Source organism: Janthinobacterium sp. 1_2014MBL_MicDiv (assembly GCF_001865675.1).
Taxonomy (GTDB): domain Bacteria; phylum Pseudomonadota; class Gammaproteobacteria; order Burkholderiales; family Burkholderiaceae_D; genus Janthinobacterium.
Genome location: NZ_CP011319.1, coordinates 3,167,198 through 3,186,077, shown reverse-complemented (window position 1 = coordinate 3,186,077; position 18,880 = coordinate 3,167,198). Strand labels below are relative to the sequence as shown.

At 69.1% G+C, this 18,880-nt stretch carries 8 protein-coding genes; 5 read left to right on the top strand and 3 right to left on the bottom strand.

Going from position 1 to position 18,880, the window contains the following annotated elements; genetic code table 11:
- Positions 1 to 23 precede the first annotated feature (23 nt).
- Genes YQ44_RS13800 through YQ44_RS13790 form a run of 3 tightly spaced genes read right to left on the bottom strand, consistent with a single transcriptional unit; the run spans position 24 to position 2,901 of the window.
- A complete protein-coding gene (locus YQ44_RS13800; protein WP_198043936.1) occupies positions 24 to 1,082 on the bottom strand; it encodes a serine hydrolase domain-containing protein in 1,059 nt (352 codons plus the stop codon).
- Positions 1,073 to 1,888: an alpha/beta fold hydrolase gene (locus YQ44_RS13795; RefSeq protein ID WP_071323870.1), complete on the bottom strand. Its 816-nt coding sequence runs from the start codon at positions 1,886 to 1,888 to the stop codon at positions 1,073 to 1,075. The genes YQ44_RS13800 and YQ44_RS13795 overlap by 10 nt, the downstream gene beginning before the upstream one ends.
- On the bottom strand, positions 1,885 to 2,901 hold the full coding sequence (locus YQ44_RS13790) for a M14 family zinc carboxypeptidase (RefSeq protein WP_071323869.1): 1,017 nt from the start codon (positions 2,899 to 2,901) through the stop codon (positions 1,885 to 1,887). Before YQ44_RS13790 ends, YQ44_RS13795 begins: the two co-directional genes overlap by 4 nt.
- Before the next feature lie 208 nt (positions 2,902 to 3,109).
- Between YQ44_RS13790 and YQ44_RS13785 the strand changes: the two genes are divergently transcribed.
- The 5 genes from YQ44_RS13785 (at position 3,110) to YQ44_RS13765 (ending at position 18,877) form a co-directional block, all read left to right on the top strand.
- A complete protein-coding gene (locus YQ44_RS13785; RefSeq protein ID WP_156894833.1) occupies positions 3,110 to 3,835 on the top strand; it encodes a hypothetical protein in 726 nt (241 codons plus the stop codon).
- A complete protein-coding gene (locus tag YQ44_RS13780) occupies positions 3,832 to 4,407 on the top strand; it encodes an RNA polymerase sigma factor (protein WP_156894832.1) in 576 nt (191 codons plus the stop codon). Before YQ44_RS13785 ends, YQ44_RS13780 begins: the two co-directional genes overlap by 4 nt.
- Before the next feature lie 8 nt (positions 4,408 to 4,415).
- Complete coding sequence (locus tag YQ44_RS13775; RefSeq protein WP_071323867.1) at positions 4,416 to 5,405, top strand: FecR family protein; 990 nt, start codon at positions 4,416 to 4,418, stop codon at positions 5,403 to 5,405.
- Positions 5,406 to 5,549: 144 nt separating this feature from the next.
- Positions 5,550 to 18,170, top strand: a complete 12,621-nt coding sequence (locus tag YQ44_RS13770) for a filamentous haemagglutinin family protein (RefSeq protein WP_083411837.1) — start codon at positions 5,550 to 5,552, stop codon at positions 18,168 to 18,170.
- Positions 18,167 to 18,877, top strand: a complete 711-nt coding sequence (locus tag YQ44_RS13765) for a sigma-70 family RNA polymerase sigma factor (protein WP_071323866.1) — start codon at positions 18,167 to 18,169, stop codon at positions 18,875 to 18,877. Before YQ44_RS13770 ends, YQ44_RS13765 begins: the two co-directional genes overlap by 4 nt.
- Positions 18,878 to 18,880 lie beyond the last annotated feature (3 nt).

Here is an 18,880-nt window from a genome sequence, read left to right as displayed (position 1 = left end):
TCCGCTGCTCATCCGCTGGCTGCTCATCCGCTGAACACGCAGCGCATGAAGTCGCGCCGCAGCGCGTTGATTCTGGCGGAATCGCGCGTGTAATACAGCTTGTTTGTCAGCAGCACGCCATAGCGGCCGCGCCGCGGGCTGAGCCACATTGCCGTGCCCGTGAAACCCAGGTGGCACCAGATGTCGTCCCCGGGTTCCGTGCCTGCCGCCGGATGCCAGAACAGGCCGCGCGCGGGATGCAGCGTGCCCGTCTGCACTGTCAGCGAAGCGCTTACCCAGCCGGCATCGAATGCCTCGCCATGCTGCCCTGTCGATGTCGCCAGCATTGCCTGCAGGAAGCGTTGCAGGTCGAACACGTTTGAAAACAGCCCGGCAATGCCGCACACGCCGCCCAGCAGCCGGGCCGAAAAATCATGCACGACGCCGCACAGGTGGGCACCGGCCTGCTCGCAGTACTCGGTGGGCGCGACCAGCTGGCCGTGGCGCGGCGCCACCGGGCCGAAGCCCGTGGCGGCCATGCCCAGCGGCCGCAATATGTACTCTGCAAGCGCCTCGTCCAGCGGCATGCCCAGCAGCCGCTCGATGACAAAGCCGAGGATCAGGGCCGCGCGGTCCGTGTAGTCCACGGCCACGCCGGGCCGGCCTTCCAGCGGCTCGCGCAGTACGCCGCGCACGATGTCCTCGCGCACCTCGCCGTAGCTGGCGCGCAGGCGCGCGCGCAGCGGCAAGCCCGCCGTATGGGTGAGCAGCTGGAAAATCGTCACCGGCCCCAGCGCATAGCCTGCCGTGCCGGGCAGCACGTCGGCCAGGCGGCTGTCCAGGCGCAGCCGTTTCTGGCCCACCAGCCTGCCGGTCAGCGCCCATACGCTGACGATCTTGGTCAGCGAAGCGAGGTCGAACAAGGTGTCGGCCCGCATCGCGGCGCTGGCGGCATCGGGCGTGAGCCGCCCGGCCGCGCCCGCCGTGCCATGGTGGACGGAGCCCATGGCCCAGGCCGCGCCTGGAAAAACCTGGTCGTGCACGCCGCTTTCCACCAGCGCGGCCAGCTGGTCTGCAGGATCTGTCTGGTGTGTTATTTGCATGTTGACGGTGTCGTGCATGCCTGGTCATGGTCTGCCGCTGCCACCCCGAGCCAGCGTGCCAGCGACTGCGCCACCCATAGCCCCTCGTCGAGTGGCAAGTCGTGGCCCGCGTCGCCGTGGATCAGGCAGTCCGCTTGCCAGGCCCGCGCCAGGCGCAGCGAGCAGCGGTGGTCGACCAGTTGATCTTGCGCGCCGGCCATCACCAGCACCGGCATGGCGGGACGAGTGGCAGGGGCGCGGTAGCGGGCGGCCGACAGCAGCTGGCGCAGCGCATTGCGGCGGCTGACCGGGTATTGCTGCTGATAACTGAGCCAGTCGGCCAGCAATCCCGCGTTGCCCGCGCCATGCCGGCGGCTGGTCAGGCGCAAAATCAGCGCTTCCTGGCTGCGTTGGTCGCCCAGCAGCAGCTGGCGCAGCAGGGCGCCGTAGTTTTGCCAGCGCAGCCGCCGGTAAAACGGACTGTAGGGCCGCATGCTGGTGTTGAGCAGCACGCAGCGGGCCACTTCCTGCGGATAGCGGTGCGCCCATTCCACGGCCACCATGCCGCCCAGCGACAGGGCCAGCAGGCGGTAGGGCGGGGCGATTGCGCGCGCCAGCAAATCCTGGCGGCACGACTCCACCATCGCGGCCACGCGCGTGGCGCTGTCCTGCGCATGGCGTTGTCCATTGCCGGGCAAGTCGGGCGTGACGATATGGGCGCCGGGCAGGGCGCGCGCCAGGGTGGCGGGGAAGGCGCCCCAGTGGCGCTGTTCGCGCATCAGGCCGCGCAGCAGGATCCAGTTTTCCTGCGTATTGATCTGCGTCATGATTCGTACCATTGCGCCAGCGCGCGCCGGCGCTGGGCCTTGTGCGCCAGGCCTTCCGGCACCCAGCGGCCGTGGCTGCTGGCGGCGCGCATGAGGAAGTCGAACCACACCAGGTGGCGCCGCAGCACGCGCTGCAGGCGGTGCGTGGCCGTCGGGTTGAAGATGCTGACCCGGTTGAACAGCTGACGCGGGTTTTTCTTGACCCAGCGCCAGGAACCCATTTCCAGCGTCAGCGGCAGGAACACGCGTCCGCTGTAGCCGGTGCCGTTCAGGTACAGATAATCCCACAGGTCGCCATGCGTGCGGTATTGCCGGCTTTGCGGCTCGAACACATAGTCGTGGTTCGGATAGCTTTGACTGAACAGCTCTTCCAGCGCGCCGATCTCGGCCAGGTGCTGTATTGGCACCTTGGTATGCGCGTGGGGAAACCAGATGCGGTCGCGCAAGCCGAAGCCGGAATGGCAATCGAGGGCGATGCTGAACTGGCGCGACAGCAATTCGCGCTCGACGAAGTCGCACACGGCCTGGCTTTCCGCTTCCATGCGCGCGTCTTGCGCGCCCCGGTACCAGGGCAGGCGCGGACTGTAGCGCTGTCCGCCCAGCATGAACGGCACGCTTTCGCGCGCGCTCAGCGGGGCATTGCGCATCAGGTCGACGCCGTTCGGATTGCAGCGCGTGGCTTGCCACATGCCGCCCGGATTGACCAGCGGCATGAACACGAGGCGCATCGTTTCCAGCTGCTGGTGCAGGGTGGCATCCCAGCGCAGGCGCGCGATCAGGCTTTCCAAAAAGGAGAGCAGCACTTGCGTGCCGATGCGCTCGAGGCCGTGGATGCCGCCGAAAAAGCCCAGCACGGGCACGTCCGGACCGGGGTTGCCCAGCGCAATGGTGTACACGGGAAATTCGCGCCCGTCCATGGCGACAGTGCAGGGCGCGGCCACTTCCAGGTGCTTGCCGCCCTCGTCGATGAGGCGTTTCAGCATGACCAGTTCGGGCAAATTCTTTTCGATCATTCGGCGTCGGAAAAGGAGAGTGACAGCCAGTGTAGCCGAAATCAGCAGCGTTCCCGACATCCCGCATGACGAAATTTATTGATGGCCGGCATGTCACGAAGCCGTCATGTTTGCTGTGTAGTCTATTGCAGTTGACGCAAGAATTGTAACTTGGCAATACCCCAATTTGCGCAGTTCCCCCTTCACACGATAGCGACAAGATAGCGATATGACAGGCAGCCCGGCATCCGTCCATGTGCTTGCGCTGGCGGGATACCTGGTGCTGCTGGGCTTCCTGGCCGCGGCGGGGCCCGTGCGGGCGCAGGCCGCCGACGCCCCTGTCTTCCAGTTCGATATCGCCGCGCAGAACCTCGGCGACGCGCTCGATCTCTACAGCCGCCGCACGGGCATCGCCGTGCTCATGGAGCAGCGCTACGCGCAGCGCCAGTCGGGCACCGTGCGCGGCGCGCATGCCGCCGGCGTGGCCCTGCAAGCCTTGCTCGAGGGCACGGGGCTGCAGGCGCGCCAGTCCGATGCCCAAGCCGTCATCGTGTATGCCCCGGCCGGCGCCGACTTGCCGCAGGCCGCCGTGGTGGCGGCCGCCGACATTCCTGGCGCCCTGCACGGCGGCGGCGACCATGCGGCCTACGTCAGCCGCCTGCAGCACGTTTTGCTGGGGCTGCTGTGCCGCGCGGCGCAGACGCGTCCCGGCGGCTACCGCCTGGCACTGCAGCTGTACCTGAACCGCGCCGGCGTGGTGGACCGGGTGCAGCTGCTCGACAGCACGGGCTTGCGCGCGCGCGACACGGCCATCGCGCGCCTGGTGCTGGGCATGCGCGTGGGCGCGGCGCCGCTGCCGTCGATGCCGCAGCCCGTTTCCATCCTGCTGCTGCCGCAGGGTCCGGGCAGCGAAGTCGATTGCGCCGCCAGCGCGCCGGGAGGGGCCGCGCCATGAGCATGCCCGACCTGCGCACCAAACTGAAGCGGCACCTGAGTTCACGCTACGCCGTGCTGCGCTGGCGCCTCGAGCGCGTGGTCGGCTGCAAGCACCATGCGGCCGATGCGCTGCAGGAAACCTGGCTGCGCCTCGAAGCGATGGTGTCGCCGGGGCCGGCCTCCGCTCCCGTCCACAATCCCGACGCGTATCTCCTGCGCATGGCGGCCAATATCGCCACCGACGCCTATCGGCGCGACCGTATCATCGTCACGGAACGCGAACGCGAAGAGCTGATGCACATGGCCGACGAGAGCGGCGACGATATCGGCGACCCGGCGCGCATCGTTTCTGCGCGTCTCGACGTGCAGGCGCTGGACGCGGCGCTGGCCGGCCTGTCGCCGCGCCGTCGCGCCATCCTGACGGCGGCCCGGGTCGACGGCTTGCTCAACGCGGAGATTGCCGAGCGCTTCGGTATTTCCGTGGCGATGGTGAAGAAAGAATTGCAGGCCGCCATGCAACACTGTAAAACGTGCATGGCCGACGCCGAGGCCGTCCAGCGCAGCGATGTGTCGGGCCGCCGTAAATACTGATGAAACCCATGAATGCTCCTGACCCCGATCAACGCAGCCCCGCCGCCAGCGCCGATGACAGCGACGCGGCCATCGGCCGGCAAGCCGATGCCTGGTGGGCGCGGCTGCGCGGCGACGACTTTACGCGGGCCGACGCCGACGCCTTGCGCGCCTGGTGCGCGCGCAGCCCCGCGCATGCGCGCGCCTGGCGCGAGCTCAGGCAGCTGTGGCAGGCGCTCGACCCGGCGCTGCAAGGGGAGGCGCAGGCGGCCGCACCGCAGCGGGCGGCCGTGCTGACCTTCCCCGTGCGGACGGGACGCCGTGCCTTCCTCGGCGGCGCGCTGGCCGCCGGCGTCGCCGTGCTGGCCCTGCGGCCGCCGCTGGGCGCCTGGCCATCGCTGCAGGAGCTCAGCGCCGATTACCGCACGGGTACGGGCGAGCAGCGGCAAGTGGCGCTGTCGCGCCAGCTGACGGTGCAGATGAACACGCAGACGCGCATCAATGTGCGGACGCAGGAAGCGATCGAACTGCTGGCCGGCGAGGCGGAAATCGTTGCCAGCGGCGCCAGCACGCCCGTGACCGTGGTGGCGGGAGAGGGACGCCTGCTGGCGCAATCGGCCCGCTTCAATGTGCGTCACACGGACGATGCCGTCTGCGTCACCTGCCTGGTGGGCGCCGTGGAAGTGGCCTGGCAACACCGCCGCCAGACCCTCGATGTGGGACAGCAACTGGTGTACGACGACAAGGCCATGCTGGCCGCCACGGCGGCGCCGGCGGGCGAGGCCAGCGCCTGGCGCACGGGGGCGCTGTCGTTCGCCGGCAAGCCGCTGTCCCACGTCGTCGATGAAATCAACCGCTACCGGCCCGGCAAGGTGCTGCTGCGCAATGCCGAGCTGGGCCGCCGCCTCGTGCGCATGCGCTTTTCCATCGGCCAGACCGATGGCGCGCTGGCGATGATACGCGACCTGTACGGCGCGCAAATGACCAGCTTGCCGGGCGGCATCGTGCTGCTCAGCTGATGCGTTTTTCTTCGCGGCCTGGTTGATAGAAAATATTTTTCAAAAAACATTATCCCTTCCGCCATCCAGCTACGTCATGGAGGTGTGGACGCTTGTGCGACAGCCAGGCTCCGTTCCCTTCTCTCTAGCCAGGAAACCATTGCCATGACCAAGCTTCACACTGCCCAGCGCCCCGTCCCGCACGTTGACATGGGTGCGCAGCGTTGTTCCACGCTGGGCAGCCGCTTGCGGCTCACGCCGCTCGCCTATGCATTGACCACCATGCTGATGGCGGGCGCCTTCACGACGCCGGCGCGCGCGCAGCAGGCGTTCAGCGGCGGCTGGTTCGCGGCCAAGGGCGCGGCGCAAAATACGGCTAGCACGGCCGGCCGTTTGCCGAGCGGCCAGCCGCTGCCGCAGGGCAGCCGGCCCGAGGGCCAGCAGGTGAGTCAGCAGTTACAGCGCTCGCTCAACAATCTGCACCTGGCCGCGCGCGCCATCGCCGCGCAGCAGGCGGCCCAGGCGCAGGCGCGCCAGCAGGCGGCGGGCGTGCCCGGTGCGCCCGATGGCCTCGTGAAAGGCGGCTTGCAGGTCGACACCAACAGCCTGACGGCCGGCTGGCTCAACGCCCAGGCGCCCGTGCAGACGGTGGCGGCGGGCAAGACGGCCGTGGTGGTGCAGCAGACGGCGGACAAGGCCATCCTGAACTGGGAAACGTTTAACGTCGGCAAGGACACGAGCCTGACCTTCCAGCAGCAAAAGGATTGGGCCGTGCTGAACCGGGTCAACGATCCGCAAGCCCGTCCCAGCCAGATCCAGGGCCAGATCAAGGCCGACGGCACGGTGCTGATCGTCAACCGCAACGGCATCGTCTTCAATGGCACGAGCCAGGTCGACACGCGCAGCCTGGTGGCGGCCGCGGCCCGCATCGGCGACGCGCAATTCCAAAAGGGCGGCATCTACAGCCCCGGCACGGCCGGCGCCGCGACGTTTACCGAGGCGGCCGGCAAGGTGCAGGTGCTGGCCGGCGCGCGCATCAGCAGCAGCGCGCCCAAGGGCAGCACGGAAGGCGGCGGTTACGTGATGCTGCTGGGCAAGGAAGTGCACAACGGGGGCGAGATCAGCACACCCAAGGGCCAGGCCCTGCTGGCCGCCGGCGACAGTTTTGCCATCAAGAAAGGCGTGGGCACGGACGGCAACCCCTTGTCGACCACGCGCGGCAGCGAAGTCACGCCCCAGTTCGCGGCAGGCAGCACGGCGGGCAAGGTCGTCAACACGGGCCTGATCCAGGCGCGCGAAGGCGACGTGACGCTGGCGGGCCGCGAAGTGCGCCAGGACGGCGTGCTGCTGGCCACGACCACCACGGCCACGCGCGGCACCATCCACCTGAACGCGCTGGGCAGCGACGCCGGCGTGACCCTGGGACGGGGCGCCGCCACGGCCATCGTCATCGAGGACGACGGCAAGACGACGGCGCTCGACAGCCAGCGCGACGCCATGCGCGGGCCGGCCGTGGCGACGGAAAACATCGCCGCCGTGAGCGACCGCCGCGACCAGTCGCGCATCGAAATCGGCAGCGCCGGCACGGTGGAATTCCTCGGCGATTCGCTGACCCTGGCCACGGGCGGCCAGATCGCCGTCAACGCGGCCAGCCGCAGCCTCGTGCGCGACGGCGCCCGGCTTGACGTTGCCGGCGCCGTCGGCGTGAAGGTGGCCATGGCGGCGAACAATGTCGAGATCAATGTGCAGGGCAACGAGCAGCGCGATGCGCCCGTCAACCGCGACGGCAAGGCCTTGATCAACAACAGCATCTGGGTCGACCGCCGCAAGCTCGTGTTCGTACCGAAAGGCACGAACGGCTACGACAGCGACCGCTGGTACACGGCCGGCGGCTTGCTGGAGGTGGCCGGTTACCTGGGCACGCAGGGCCACTCCGTCAGCGAATGGATGGCGCAGGGCGGCACGGTGACCTTCGGCGGCCACGATGTCGTCACGCAGCTTGGCTCCAGCATCAACCTGTCGGGCGGCACGCTGGACGTGCAGACGGGCGCGCTGCGCCAGACCTGGCTGAAAGGCGCGGACGGCAAGCTGCACGAGGCGGGCAGCGCGCCTGCGGACCTGGCGTATGCGGGCCTGTACAAGGGCTACGAGGAGGAGCATGCGCGCTGGGGCAAGGATGCCAGCGCGTTTTACGCCAGTCCATTGATCGCCGCGCAACAGCGGCTGGAAAACGGCTACACGGTGGGGCGCGATGCGGGCAAGCTGGTGGTGGCCACCGGTTCGGCCGTGCTGGAGGGCGGCATCGCGGGCGACGTCTTCCAGGGCGAACGCCAGACCCAGGCGCCGCAGGCGCTGCTCGACGGCTACCAGCAGTCGCAGCTGGCGGCCGCGCAGCGCGGCCAGCTGATCGTCGGCCAGTACCAGCCGATGTTCGACAAGCGCACGGGCGTGCTGCAGCATGCGCTGTCGGCCGTCATGGACGAGGTACGCCTGACGCGCGTGCAGGATGGCATCGCCGCCGGACTCGACGTGGACAGCGTGCTGGCGCCCGAGCGCCAGGGCAGGCTGCTGCTCGACACGGGCTTGCTCAATGAGCAGCAGCTGGGTGCCATCCGCCTCGCCGCGAAAGGCGCGATCACCATCGACAGCGCGCTGCAGGTGGCCGATGGCGGCAATATCACCGTGTTCGGCAAGGACGTCGCCATCAATGCCAGCCTGCGCAGCCGTGGCGGCAGCATCGCGGCCGGCAACGTGCTGAACCAGATCGGCCCGCTGGGTATGCTCGATACCTACGTCAATCCGGGCGCGCCCCCGGGCACGCTGGTGCTGGCCGACGGCGTCACGCTCGATGCCAGCGGCTTGTTCAGCAACGTGCTGCGCGATCCGCTGGCCGCCGCCGGCCTGCCTTACGTGAACGGCGGCAGCGTGTCCCTGCGCGCGTTTGGCGACGTACGCATCGGCAATGGCAGCCTGGTCGACGTGAGCTCCGGCGCGGCCATCCTGGCGCAGGCGAAACAGCAGGGCGGCAAGGGCGGCAGCATGACCCTGGCCGGCTATGGCGCGAAGGCCGAGCTGGCGCTGGGCGAAGGCGCGCAAGTGCGCGGCCATGGCGTGGCGGGCGGCGGCAAGCTGGAATTGCAGGCCAACAAGATCATGATCGGCCCAATGGAAAAAACCGAGGCAGGCACCGTGCAGCTGGGCGGCGGCTTCTTCGACAAGGGTTTTTCCAGCTACAGCCTGGTCGGCAAGCAGGGCGTGACGGTAGCCGACGGCACGCAGGTGGACGTGCGCATGCCCGTGCTGCACCTGGTGGACAATGAAAAACTGGCCCTGTGGATGCCGGAGCAGGTCACGGAAAATCCGCTGAAGGGCATCTTGACGCAGCGCAAGGGCGCCAGCCTGGCCCTGCAGGTGGGCGACATGCAGTCCGGCGCGGCCGACATGGCCATCGCCGAACTGCTGGTGGGCAAGAATGCCGTGCTCAGCGTCGATGCGGGCCAGTCCATCAAGCTGTCCAGCGTCGGCCAGCTGACGGTGGAAGGCCGGTTGAACGCCTGGGGCGGCAAGATCAGCCTGGGCGGCGTGGGCGTCGACAGGCCGGTCGCCGAGGCGGTGGAGGCGGCCGGCCATGGCCGCTCCATCTGGCTCGGCGAGAATGCCGTGCTCGACGTGGCATCGCGCGCCGTCAGCGCCACGGATGCGCAGGGCCGGCGCTACGGCAAGGTGGTGGACGGCGGCAGCATCGTCGTCGGCGGCGAGATCGACCATGCGCAGGGCAGCACCTCGGCCGCCAGCCTGTTCGTCGTCGTGCGCGACGGCGCCGTGCTCGATGCGTCCGGCGCGCACGCCGTGCTCGATGTCGATGGCGACGCCATCGACGTGGCCAGCGCAGGCGGCAGCATCGCGCTGGCGTCGAACAATGGCCTGTATCTGGACGGCCAGCTGCGGGCCAGGGCCGGCGGCGCGGGCGCGGCGGGCGGCACCCTGTCCGTGGCCACGGGCACGCCCGAATACCTGAAAGTGCTGGCCACGCCCAGGGTGCTGCAGGGCCGCCAGCTGCGGCTGACGCAGCGCCAGGCGGCCAGCGACCTGGCTGACAATGTGACAGCCCGCGACGGGGCGCAGGCGCTGCAGTACGGCCATGGCCGTTTTTCTGTGGAGCAAGTGGAAGCGGGCGGTTTCGGCAACCTGGCCCTGCTGGGCGCCGCCAGCTTCGATGGCGACGTGGCGCTGACGATGCAGCAAAGCTTCCAGCTGTACGGCGCGCCCGTGCTCTCGCCCGGCAGTTCGCCCGATGCGAAGGTCAGCGTGGCGGCGCCGTATGTGCGCCTGGCCAGCATCAAGCCGGCCGGCCGCGATTTCTATACGACGCCAGGCAGCGCAGGACAGTCGCCGGTCGCCAGCCAGATCAGCATTGCGGGCGACCTGATCGACGTGCGCGGCATGGTCGACGTCGCGGCCAACGACGTGCGCCTGACCAGCCGCGGCGACCTGCGCTTCCTGCTGTCGCCGCTGGGCTGGGATGGCAACCAGCCGACGACCGTGCTGTCGGCGCCGGGCGACATGACCCTCAAGGCGGCCCAGCTGTATCCGGCCACGGGCGCCGGCGCCGCCGTGCGCGTGGGCATGGACATAAAAGATGGCAATATCGTCTACGACCCCGAGCGCAGCCTGACCATCGCGCGCAGCACGGACAGCATTCCCGCCGTGCCGTACTCGGCCTTTGGCATGCTGCAGCTGGGCGCCGCCCACATCGAGCAGGGCGGCATCGTGCGCGCGCCGCTGGGCCTGCTTAACCTGGGTCTCAGCCTGCGCGCGGACGAGAATAGCCTGAGCATCAATTTCTTGCCTGGCAGTGTTACTTCCGTCAGCGCCGCCGGCATGGTCATGCCGTATGGCGGCACGGCCGATGGCCAGAACTGGAACGTCGACGGCAAGAAGACGGAGTTTCTCGGCGTCGGCGGCAGCAGCGCCAATGGCGCCATGCGCATCGGCGTCGATATCGCCAGCGTGGCCGTGGCCGTCAGGCCGGGCGCGCTGCTGGATCTGTCCGGCGGCGGCGAACTGACGGGCGCCGGTTTTGTCGCCGGCCGCGGCGGCTCCACCGATGCGCGCTACCATCCGCTGCTGCAGGTGGGGGCGAACGGCGGCTTTGTCCTGCCGGGCCTGGCGACCAATCCCGTGTACGCCATCGTGCCGGGCGTGCAGGCGCCGCAGGCGCCCGTGGGCGGCGACAAGGGCGCTGCCGACCCGGCCGTGGGCCGGCAGGTGACGATAGGCAGCGGCGTGCCGGGCTTGCCCGCCGGCACCTACACCCTGATGCCATCGACCTACGCCTTGCTGCCGGGCGCCTTCCGCGTGGAACTGAACGGCCTGGCGGGGCAGGCGAGTGGCGGCGCCCCGGCGCAGCCGCTGCGCAACGGTTCCTGGGCCGCGCCCGGCACACTGTCGATCGCCGGCACGGATATCCGCGCGCCGCTGGCCAGCCAGCTGATACTCACGCCGGCCAAGGTCTTGCGCACGTATTCGCAGTACAACGAAATGGGCTATACGGCGTTTGCCCTGGCCGACGCGCAAACGCGGGGCATTCCCCGCCCGCTGCTGCCGGCCGATGCGAAGACGTTCAAGCTGCAGCTGGCACCCGGCGCCGGCATCGATTCCTTCCAGTTCGAGGGCACGGGCAAGTTCGGCGCGGCCACGGGCGGCTTCGGCGGCACCGTCTCGGTGATCGCGGGCGGCCCCGAGGATCTGGAAATCATCGCCGACGGCGCGCCCGCCACGCCGGATTTTGGCGGCGTCACGCTGCGTGCCAGCAGCCTGAACGCGATCGGCGCGGCGCGCATCGTCATCGGTTCCACGCCCATCATCAATTACGGACAGGGCGGCAACTACATCAGTTTTGGCACGGCGCAGGCACATAATATCCACCTGCGCCGCGGCGCCATCCTGGCGGCGCCGGAAGTGATGCTGCTGGCGCGCGATCCCTGGAATACGGAATGGACCGCCGGCCTGATCGATGTTGCGCCCGGCGCGGGCATCAACACGCTGGGACGCGGCAAGGCCGCCTATGACTCCAACGACGGTTTTATCTACCAGAGCAACGAGGGCATCCACATGCTGGCCGCCTCGAACGGCTTGATGAATGTGACCCCGGTCGGCGGTTCGGCGCGCGGCGGCATCAGCATCGGCGTGTGCGGCGACGCCTGCGCCGGCACGGCCAGCCTGTACTCGGAAGGCACCTTGCTGATGTCGACGAATGGCAGTTTCGAGCTGGACAACTCGGCCCGCTACGGCACGCGCAACCTGAGCCTGGCGGTGGGCGCCATCAACATGGGCAGCAGCGAGGCGCTGGCGGCGGCCCAGGCCAGCGGCACGCGCTCCAGCGGCCTGGCCATGAACCAGGGCGTGCTGGAGCGCCTGCTGCGCGGCGACACCAGCACGGGCGCGCCGGCCCTGCAGGCACTGATGCTGAGCGCGGCCGACAGCGTCAATTTCTATGGCGACGTGGTGCTCGATACCTACGACAAGACGACGGGCAAGTCCACCCTGGAGCGCCTGGTGCTGACCACGCCGGCCATGTATGGCCAGGGCGGCGACGGCGCGGTGGCCACCATCCGCACGGCCAACTTGATCTGGGGCGGCGCCCTGTCGCCGGCCGGCAATGTGATCACGCATGGCGCCGGCACGGGCAGCGGCACCCTGAACCTGGAAGCGGAACGCATCGATTTCGGCTTCGGCCCGTTCACGCAGCCGGCCGGCGTCGCCTCGTTCGACCGCCTGGCACTGGGCTTTGCCAACGTCAACCTGAAGGCCAGCGGGCAAGTCACGGCCAACCACAAGGGCAGCCTGTCCGTCTACCAGGCGCAGGACGGCTATGAGACGGGCAAGGGCTACCAGTACAGCGGCGGCAAGCTGAACATCATCACGCCGCTGCTGACGGGCGACGCCGGCTCCGTGCACAGCTACACGGCGGGCGGCGCGCTGACGGTGGCGGCGCCGGCCGGCGTGGCGCCGGCGGCACCCGTCAAGAACAACGATGGGCTCGGTGCTCTGCTGAGCCTGAAGGGCGACAGCGTCAGCGTGGCCACGGCCGTGGTGCTGCCGAGCGGCAAGCTCACCGTCAGCGCGCAGCACGACATCACCGTGGCCGACGGCGCCCGCCTCGACCTGGCGGGCCGCAAGAGCACTTTCTTCGACGTGGATAAATACAGCTGGGGCGGCGACGTCACCCTGGACAGCCGCGCCGGCGACATCCACGCAGCAAGCGGTGCCGTGATCGACCTGTCGGCCGAGCACAACCGCGCCGGCAGCCTGAAGGCGGTGGCGCTCGACGGCGGGGCCGGCATGGTGGATTTGCAGGGCAAGATACTGGGCAGCGCCAGCGGCAGCTACGACGCGGGCGGCACCATGGTGCCGTACAAGCAGGGCAGCGTGGACGTGCGCGCGCAAACCCTGGGCGCAGGCGGCAACCTGGACGGCCAGTTCGCGTCGCTGAACACGCGCCTGACGGCAGGCGGCGTGACGGGCGGGCGCAGCTTCCAGCTGAAACGGGGCGACTTGACGATAGGCAATGAGCTGAAGGCGGGCGAGGTGCAGGTCTCCGTCGACAATGGCAGCCTGACCGTCGCTGGCGTGATCGACGCCAGCGGCGAGCGCGTGGGCAGCATCCGCCTGGCCGGCAAGCATGGATTGACGTTGGCCGGCAACGCCGTGCTCGACGCGCATGGCACGGTCTTGCGCGTCGATAGCTATGGCAAGATCATCGACAGCCCGAACCGGGCCATGGTGGAACTGAATGCGGGCGAGGGCGCATTGAACCTGGCCGGCGGCGCGCAGATCGACGTGCGCCACGGCACGGCCGCCGTGGCCGGCAAGGGCAAGGGCGAATACGACGGCGCCGCGCGCGGCACGCTGGAATTGAGCGCGCCGCGCCTGGGCAGCGGCGGCGCCCGCACGGACGTCGACGCGGCCACCTTTGGCGATATCGCCGTCGCTGCCGGCGGCGGCCTGACCATCCGCGGCGCGAAATCCATCGCCGTCAACGCCATGCAGCGCTACGACGACGCGGCCTACGCCATGACGCCCGATGCCAATGGCGTGCTGGCGCCCGACCTGTCCGCCGGCGGCCGGCCGTACCAGGTGATCAACCAGGCTTACCTGGACAGCAAGCACGGGGACAGCACGGCCTTCATCGACGCGGCGCTGGCCAACACGAACTTGCGCAACGGCAAACTGGCGGGCCTGGCCACGGCCGCGTATGCCGATGCGCTGCATGTGCGTCCCGGCGTCGATATCGTCAGCAAGACGGCGGACGGCGACCTGGTGGTGCAGGGCGACGTGGATCTGTCGGGCATGCGCTACGCCAGCCTCAATCCCCGCTTCCAGCGCACGACTGTGCGCGGCTCGGGCGAGGTGGGCAGCCTGCTGCTGCGCGCCGGCGGCGACCTGAGCGTCTACGGCAGCATCAATGACGGCTTCGCGCCGCCGCCCGCCACCAAGGACGAGAACGGCTGGCGCCTGCTGCCGGGGCGCGACATCAATGGCAGCGACGTCATCGTGCCGGGCAAGGGCGTGACCGTGGCCGATGGCACGCTGTTCCCGGGCGGAATCGCGCTCAATTACGACCTGCCCATCAAGGGTTTCAATTTGATGGCCAATACGCGCCTGCCCGTGGCCGTGACCCTGGACCAGGCCATGACCGCGCCGGCCGGCACGGTGCTGGCCGCTGCCGTGCGCGACAGCGCCGGCAAGATCGTCCACGCGGCCGGCACCTTGCTGGCCACGGAGCAGACCTTTACGGCCGGCATGCGCCTCGACGCCGGCAGCGTGCTCAAGCAAGCGGTGAAAGTGAGCGCCATGACCTGGCCCAAGGGCGTGCCGCTGCCTGGCGTGGCCGGTGAACGCTCGGTCTTTGTACTCGATGGCAACCTGGCGCTGGCCGTGGGCTCCCTGATCCCGTCTGGCACCGACGTCAAGCTGTTGCCCAATGTGGCGGCAATCGAGCTGCGTCCGGAAGTGGCGGGCAGCCAGGGCAAGCTGTGGGCCATCGCGCCCATGCTGGCCGAAGGTTCGCAAGCGTGGGGCATGCGCCTGGTGGCGGGCGCCGACCTGGACGGGGCCGACACGCGCAGCGCGCAGGCGCATCCCGCGCGCGGCACCCTGCGCCTGGCCGACAGCCACTACGGCATGTATGGCGTGCTGGTGCCGCCGAAGGGCGTGCAGTACTGGAGCAAGGAAGCGGGAGAGCAGGGCATCGAAGGCATCGTGGCGGGTGAACCGATCTCCGAGGAATTTCTCAATCAGAACGGCACCACGATTGCGAAGTTCTGCGCCGACACCGCCAGCTGGTGCGATCTGAGGGTGTCCTACGTGTGGACCAAAGAAGGCGCGGAAGAGTTTGCCGACCCCAGAACCAAGGAGGGCGACCTGCTCGATCCGGTGGCGCTGGGCTGGCCCACCATTTGCGAGGAAAATCCCACCTGGTGCGGCACGCCGAACCCCACGTTCGACTACAAGGCGAGCAGCCTGCGCCACAGCGTGCTGCGCACGGGCACGGGCGACCTGGACCTCGTCAGCGGCGGCGACCTGCGCATGGACAGCCTGTATGGCGTATACACGGCGGGCATGTCGTCTTCGCCGACGGCGGCCGGCGACCCGTACAACCTGCCGCGCTCGCGCAATGCGAACGGTACGGTGCTGGGCAACCCCGACGGCGCGCATGAGGGCCTGGTCGATGGCGGCGCCGACAGCATCTACCGGGCATGGTATCCGGACCAGGGCGGCAATCTGCTGCTGAAGGTGGCGGGTAACTTGAGCGGCGCGTTGCTCAACGCGTCGAGCGCCAGCAACGAGCGTCCCGTCAGCAAGGATGGTCTGGCCGATTCGGTGCCGGTGGGCAACTGGCTGTGGCGCCAGGGCAGCGGCGGCGTGGCCACGGGCGGTCCGGCCCAGCCGACGGCGTGGTGGATCAACTTCGGCAGCTATATGCGCCGCGATACCCTGGCCGACACCGTGCTGGGCTTTACGGGCTTCGGTACCCTAGGCGGCGGCAATGTGCGCGCCGAGGTGGCGGGGGATGCGGGCGTGCAGACACTGCTGACAGGCAGTTCTTATAACGCCAACATCAATCCCCGTTCGCAGGGCTTGCTGCTGGCCGTGGGCAGCACGGGCCGCGTGCAGGCCGACGGCAGCCTGCTGCTAACGGGCGGCGGCGACCTCGACCTGCGCGTGGGCGGTGCGCTCAATCCCGCCAGCACGCCCGGTGGCGGCTATCTGAATGGCGCGCTGGTCGACTTGCGGGGCCACGCGGAAACGTCGGCCGCACAGCTGGGCAGCCTGGCGCTGGAGTACGGTTCGCAGCCTACCCAGCACGTACCGCTGGAAACGCGGGCCTATGATGCCTTCACGGCCACGCGCGCCACGCCGCGCGGCGGCATGCTCCTGGTACCCGGCGACGCCACCTTCAGCGTGGCGACCCTGGGCGACCAGGCGCTGCAGGATGTGGCCGACCCCGGCCGCGTGACCCTGCCCAATGCCACGCCATTCACCGGCCCGTCCGGAGAGCAGGGCTATGGCTACAGCTGGTTCAGCCTGTGGACGCCGCGCACGGCGCTCGACCTGTTCTCTGCCGGCGGCAATATGACTCCCCTGAGCGGGTCGCTTGGCACGGCCACCGACCTGGCCATCGTCTACCCGTCCATCGTGCGGGCCGCGGCGCCGCATGGCAGCTTGTATTACGGCAAAGCAGTTGTCGACTCGAATGGCGCCACCAGTTATGCTGATCCGCTGGTGCTGGCGCCATCGCCCAATGCGCAGCTGCAGTGGCTTGCCGGCGATTCCATCTATGCGGGCGGCTATGCCGTCAGCCAGTCCGGTGCCGCCGCCGACAGCATCGTTACGCCGTTCAAGCCTGGCTTTACGGGCTGGGATATCAGGACTTACGTGACCGATCCCCTGGCTGCCAATGTCTCAAGCAAGGGGACGCCAGCAACGAAATGGAACTTCCCGCTGTTTGCCTTCGGACCGAATTCCTCGGCCGGCCCTGCGAACGGCGGTACGCAGGCCGCCCGCATCTATGCCGCCACGGGCGACCTGGTGGGCGTGAATAGCGGCCGCATCATCGAGTTCACCGATGCCGCGCATGCGGGCATCACCTGGTACGAGGGGGCGCAACCCGTGTGGATGAAGGCGGGACGCGATATCGTCAGCAGCGGCACGGCGCAGCTGGAAGCCCTGGATGGCACCGCCGCCGGCGAGATGCGCTTCAGGATACTCAGCAACCTTTTCGTGCACAACAATGCATATGACGTATCGGTGGTCTCGGCCGGGCGCGACATCCTCGGCAGTTCCTTCAACGTGGCCGGCCCCGGCACGCTGGACATCAGCGCGGGCCGCAACATATTGATGCAGGATAAAGGCAGCGTCGTCAGCCTCGGTCCCGTGGTGGCGGGCGACAAGCGTCCGGGCGCCGGCATCGCCATGCAGGCGGGCGTGGGCGCGGCCGGTCTCGATTACCTGCGCTTCGTCAAGCCGTATCTGGACCCGGCGAACGTGGCGCAGAAGGGCGTGCCGCTGGCGGACCAGGCGGGCAAGGTGGTGAAATCGTACGACAGTGAATTGGCAACCTGGCTCGGTGAGCGCTACGGCTTCAAGGGCACGGCGGCCGAGGTGCTGGCCTTTTACCTGGCCTTGCCCGAGCCGCAGCAGCGCGTGTTCGCCCGCACCGTGTATTTCGCGGAACTGAAGGCAGGCGGGCGCGAGTACAACGATGCGGACAGCTCGCGCTATGGCAGCTTCTTGCGCAGCCGCAACGCCATCGCGGGCCTGGCGCCGGCCACGGACGCCAGCGGCAAGGCGATTTCGTATGCGGGCGATATCGTCATGTACCGCGGCACGTATGCCGCCTACAACCCGCTTTCGCTGAACTATGACCGCATCGTTCCCCGCAGCGGCTACGTGCACACGAATTTCGGCGGCGATATCGCGCTGCTGACGCCGGGCGGCCAGCAGGTGTTGGGCATCGAAGGCGAGGCGCCGCCGTCGACCTCGGGCGTCATCACCAAGGGCGGCGGCAATATCGACCTGTTCTCACACGGCAGCATCCTGCTGGGCCAGAGCCGCATCATGACGACGTTTGGCGGCGACATCCTCGCTTGGTCGTCGACGGGCGACATCAACGCGGGCCGTGGCTCGAAGTCGACCATCGTCTACACGCCGCCCAAGCGCGTGTATGACAACTGGGGCAACGTGACCCTGTCGTCCGACGTGCCCAGCACGGGCGCCGGCATCGCCACGCTGGCGCCGATCGCGGAAGTGCCGGCCGGCGACGTGGACTTGCTGGCGCCGCTGGGCACCATCGACGCGGGCGAGGCGGGCATCCGCGTCTCGGGCAACGTCAACCTGGCCGCGCTGAAGGTGATGAACGCCGCGAATATCCAGGTCAAGGGCGAAGCGAAAGGCATGCCGACAGTGGCGTCCGTCAACGTGGCGGCCATGACGAACGCCAGCGCGGCGGCTTCCCAGGCCACGGCGGCGGCGCAGGACGTGGTGCAGCGCGAGCGCGCCGCCACCCGCTCGGCGCAGCCATCCGTGTTCACGGTGCGCGTGCTGGGCTTTGGCGGCGACGCGCCGTCCGACAGCGCGCAAGCGGCCCCGCAGGACGGCGCCCGCATCGAGGCGGCCGACTACAACCCGCGCAGCGCCGTGCGCGTGCTGGGCCTGGGCCCGCTGCCGGAATCGGCCACGCGCCAGTTGACGGCGCAAGAGCGCAGCAGGCTGTCGCCATGATGGCCGGCATGGTGGAAATGTTGCCATTGCGCATGGCAGCGGGCGCTGTGGGGCATGCGCGCATGGCCCGCTGCTGGCCAGCCATGCGGCCCCGTTTGCGGGCCGCCAACGACATGGCGTCGGCGCCAGGGCCGGGCGCGCAGCTGCAGGCGGTGCTGGAAAGCCATTACGCGGGCCTGCACCGTCGCCTGACGCGGCACCTGGGCTGCGCCGAGCTGGCCAGCGACAGCCTGCACGACGCCTGGCTGCGCCTGGGGGCGGGCAATGGCGCGCCGCTGGCGCACAGTCCCGTCGCCTATGTCTTCCGCGTCGCCTGCAATGCGGCCACGGACAGCCTGCGCCGCAACCGAGCCTGGCTGTATGCGGACGCGGGCGATGGGGCAGAGGAGGGCATCGAGCGCCTGGCCGATGCGGCGGCGGGGCCGGAACGCCTGGCCGAGCTGCATGCGGATCTGCGGCGCCTGGCGCAGGCCGTCGAACTGTTGCCACGGCGTCACCGGCAAGTGCTCGAAGCGCTGCGCGTCGATGAGCTGACCCGGCAGGAGGTGGCCGAGCGGCACGACATGTCGCTGCGCAACGTCGATACGGCCCTGCGCCAGGCGCTCGACCACTGCGCCCGCCACACGGGCTACGCGGCGCTGGGCGGCGTCGGCACGCCCCGGCGCAGTTTGCGCGTGCGCCAGGGACAGGCGCAAATGGGGAGTTAAGCG

What these genes read in the sequence shown, in the direction of transcription:
- YQ44_RS13800 (WP_198043936.1), bottom strand. Translation starts at nt 1,082, where the DNA reads ATGCAAATAACACACCAGACAGATCCTGCAGACCAGCTGGCCGCGCTG.
- YQ44_RS13795 (WP_071323870.1), bottom strand. Translation starts at nt 1,888, where the DNA reads ATGACGCAGATCAATACGCAGGAAAACTGGATCCTGCTGCGCGGCCTG.
- YQ44_RS13790 (WP_071323869.1), bottom strand. Translation starts at nt 2,901, where the DNA reads ATGATCGAAAAGAATTTGCCCGAACTGGTCATGCTGAAACGCCTCATC.
- YQ44_RS13785 (WP_156894833.1), top strand. Translation starts at nt 3,110, where the DNA reads ATGACAGGCAGCCCGGCATCCGTCCATGTGCTTGCGCTGGCGGGATAC.
- YQ44_RS13780 (WP_156894832.1), top strand. Translation starts at nt 3,832, where the DNA reads ATGAGCATGCCCGACCTGCGCACCAAACTGAAGCGGCACCTGAGTTCA.
- YQ44_RS13775 (WP_071323867.1), top strand. Translation starts at nt 4,416, where the DNA reads ATGAATGCTCCTGACCCCGATCAACGCAGCCCCGCCGCCAGCGCCGAT.
- YQ44_RS13770 (WP_083411837.1), top strand. Translation starts at nt 5,550, where the DNA reads ATGACCAAGCTTCACACTGCCCAGCGCCCCGTCCCGCACGTTGACATG.
- YQ44_RS13765 (WP_071323866.1), top strand. Translation starts at nt 18,167, where the DNA reads ATGATGGCCGGCATGGTGGAAATGTTGCCATTGCGCATGGCAGCGGGC.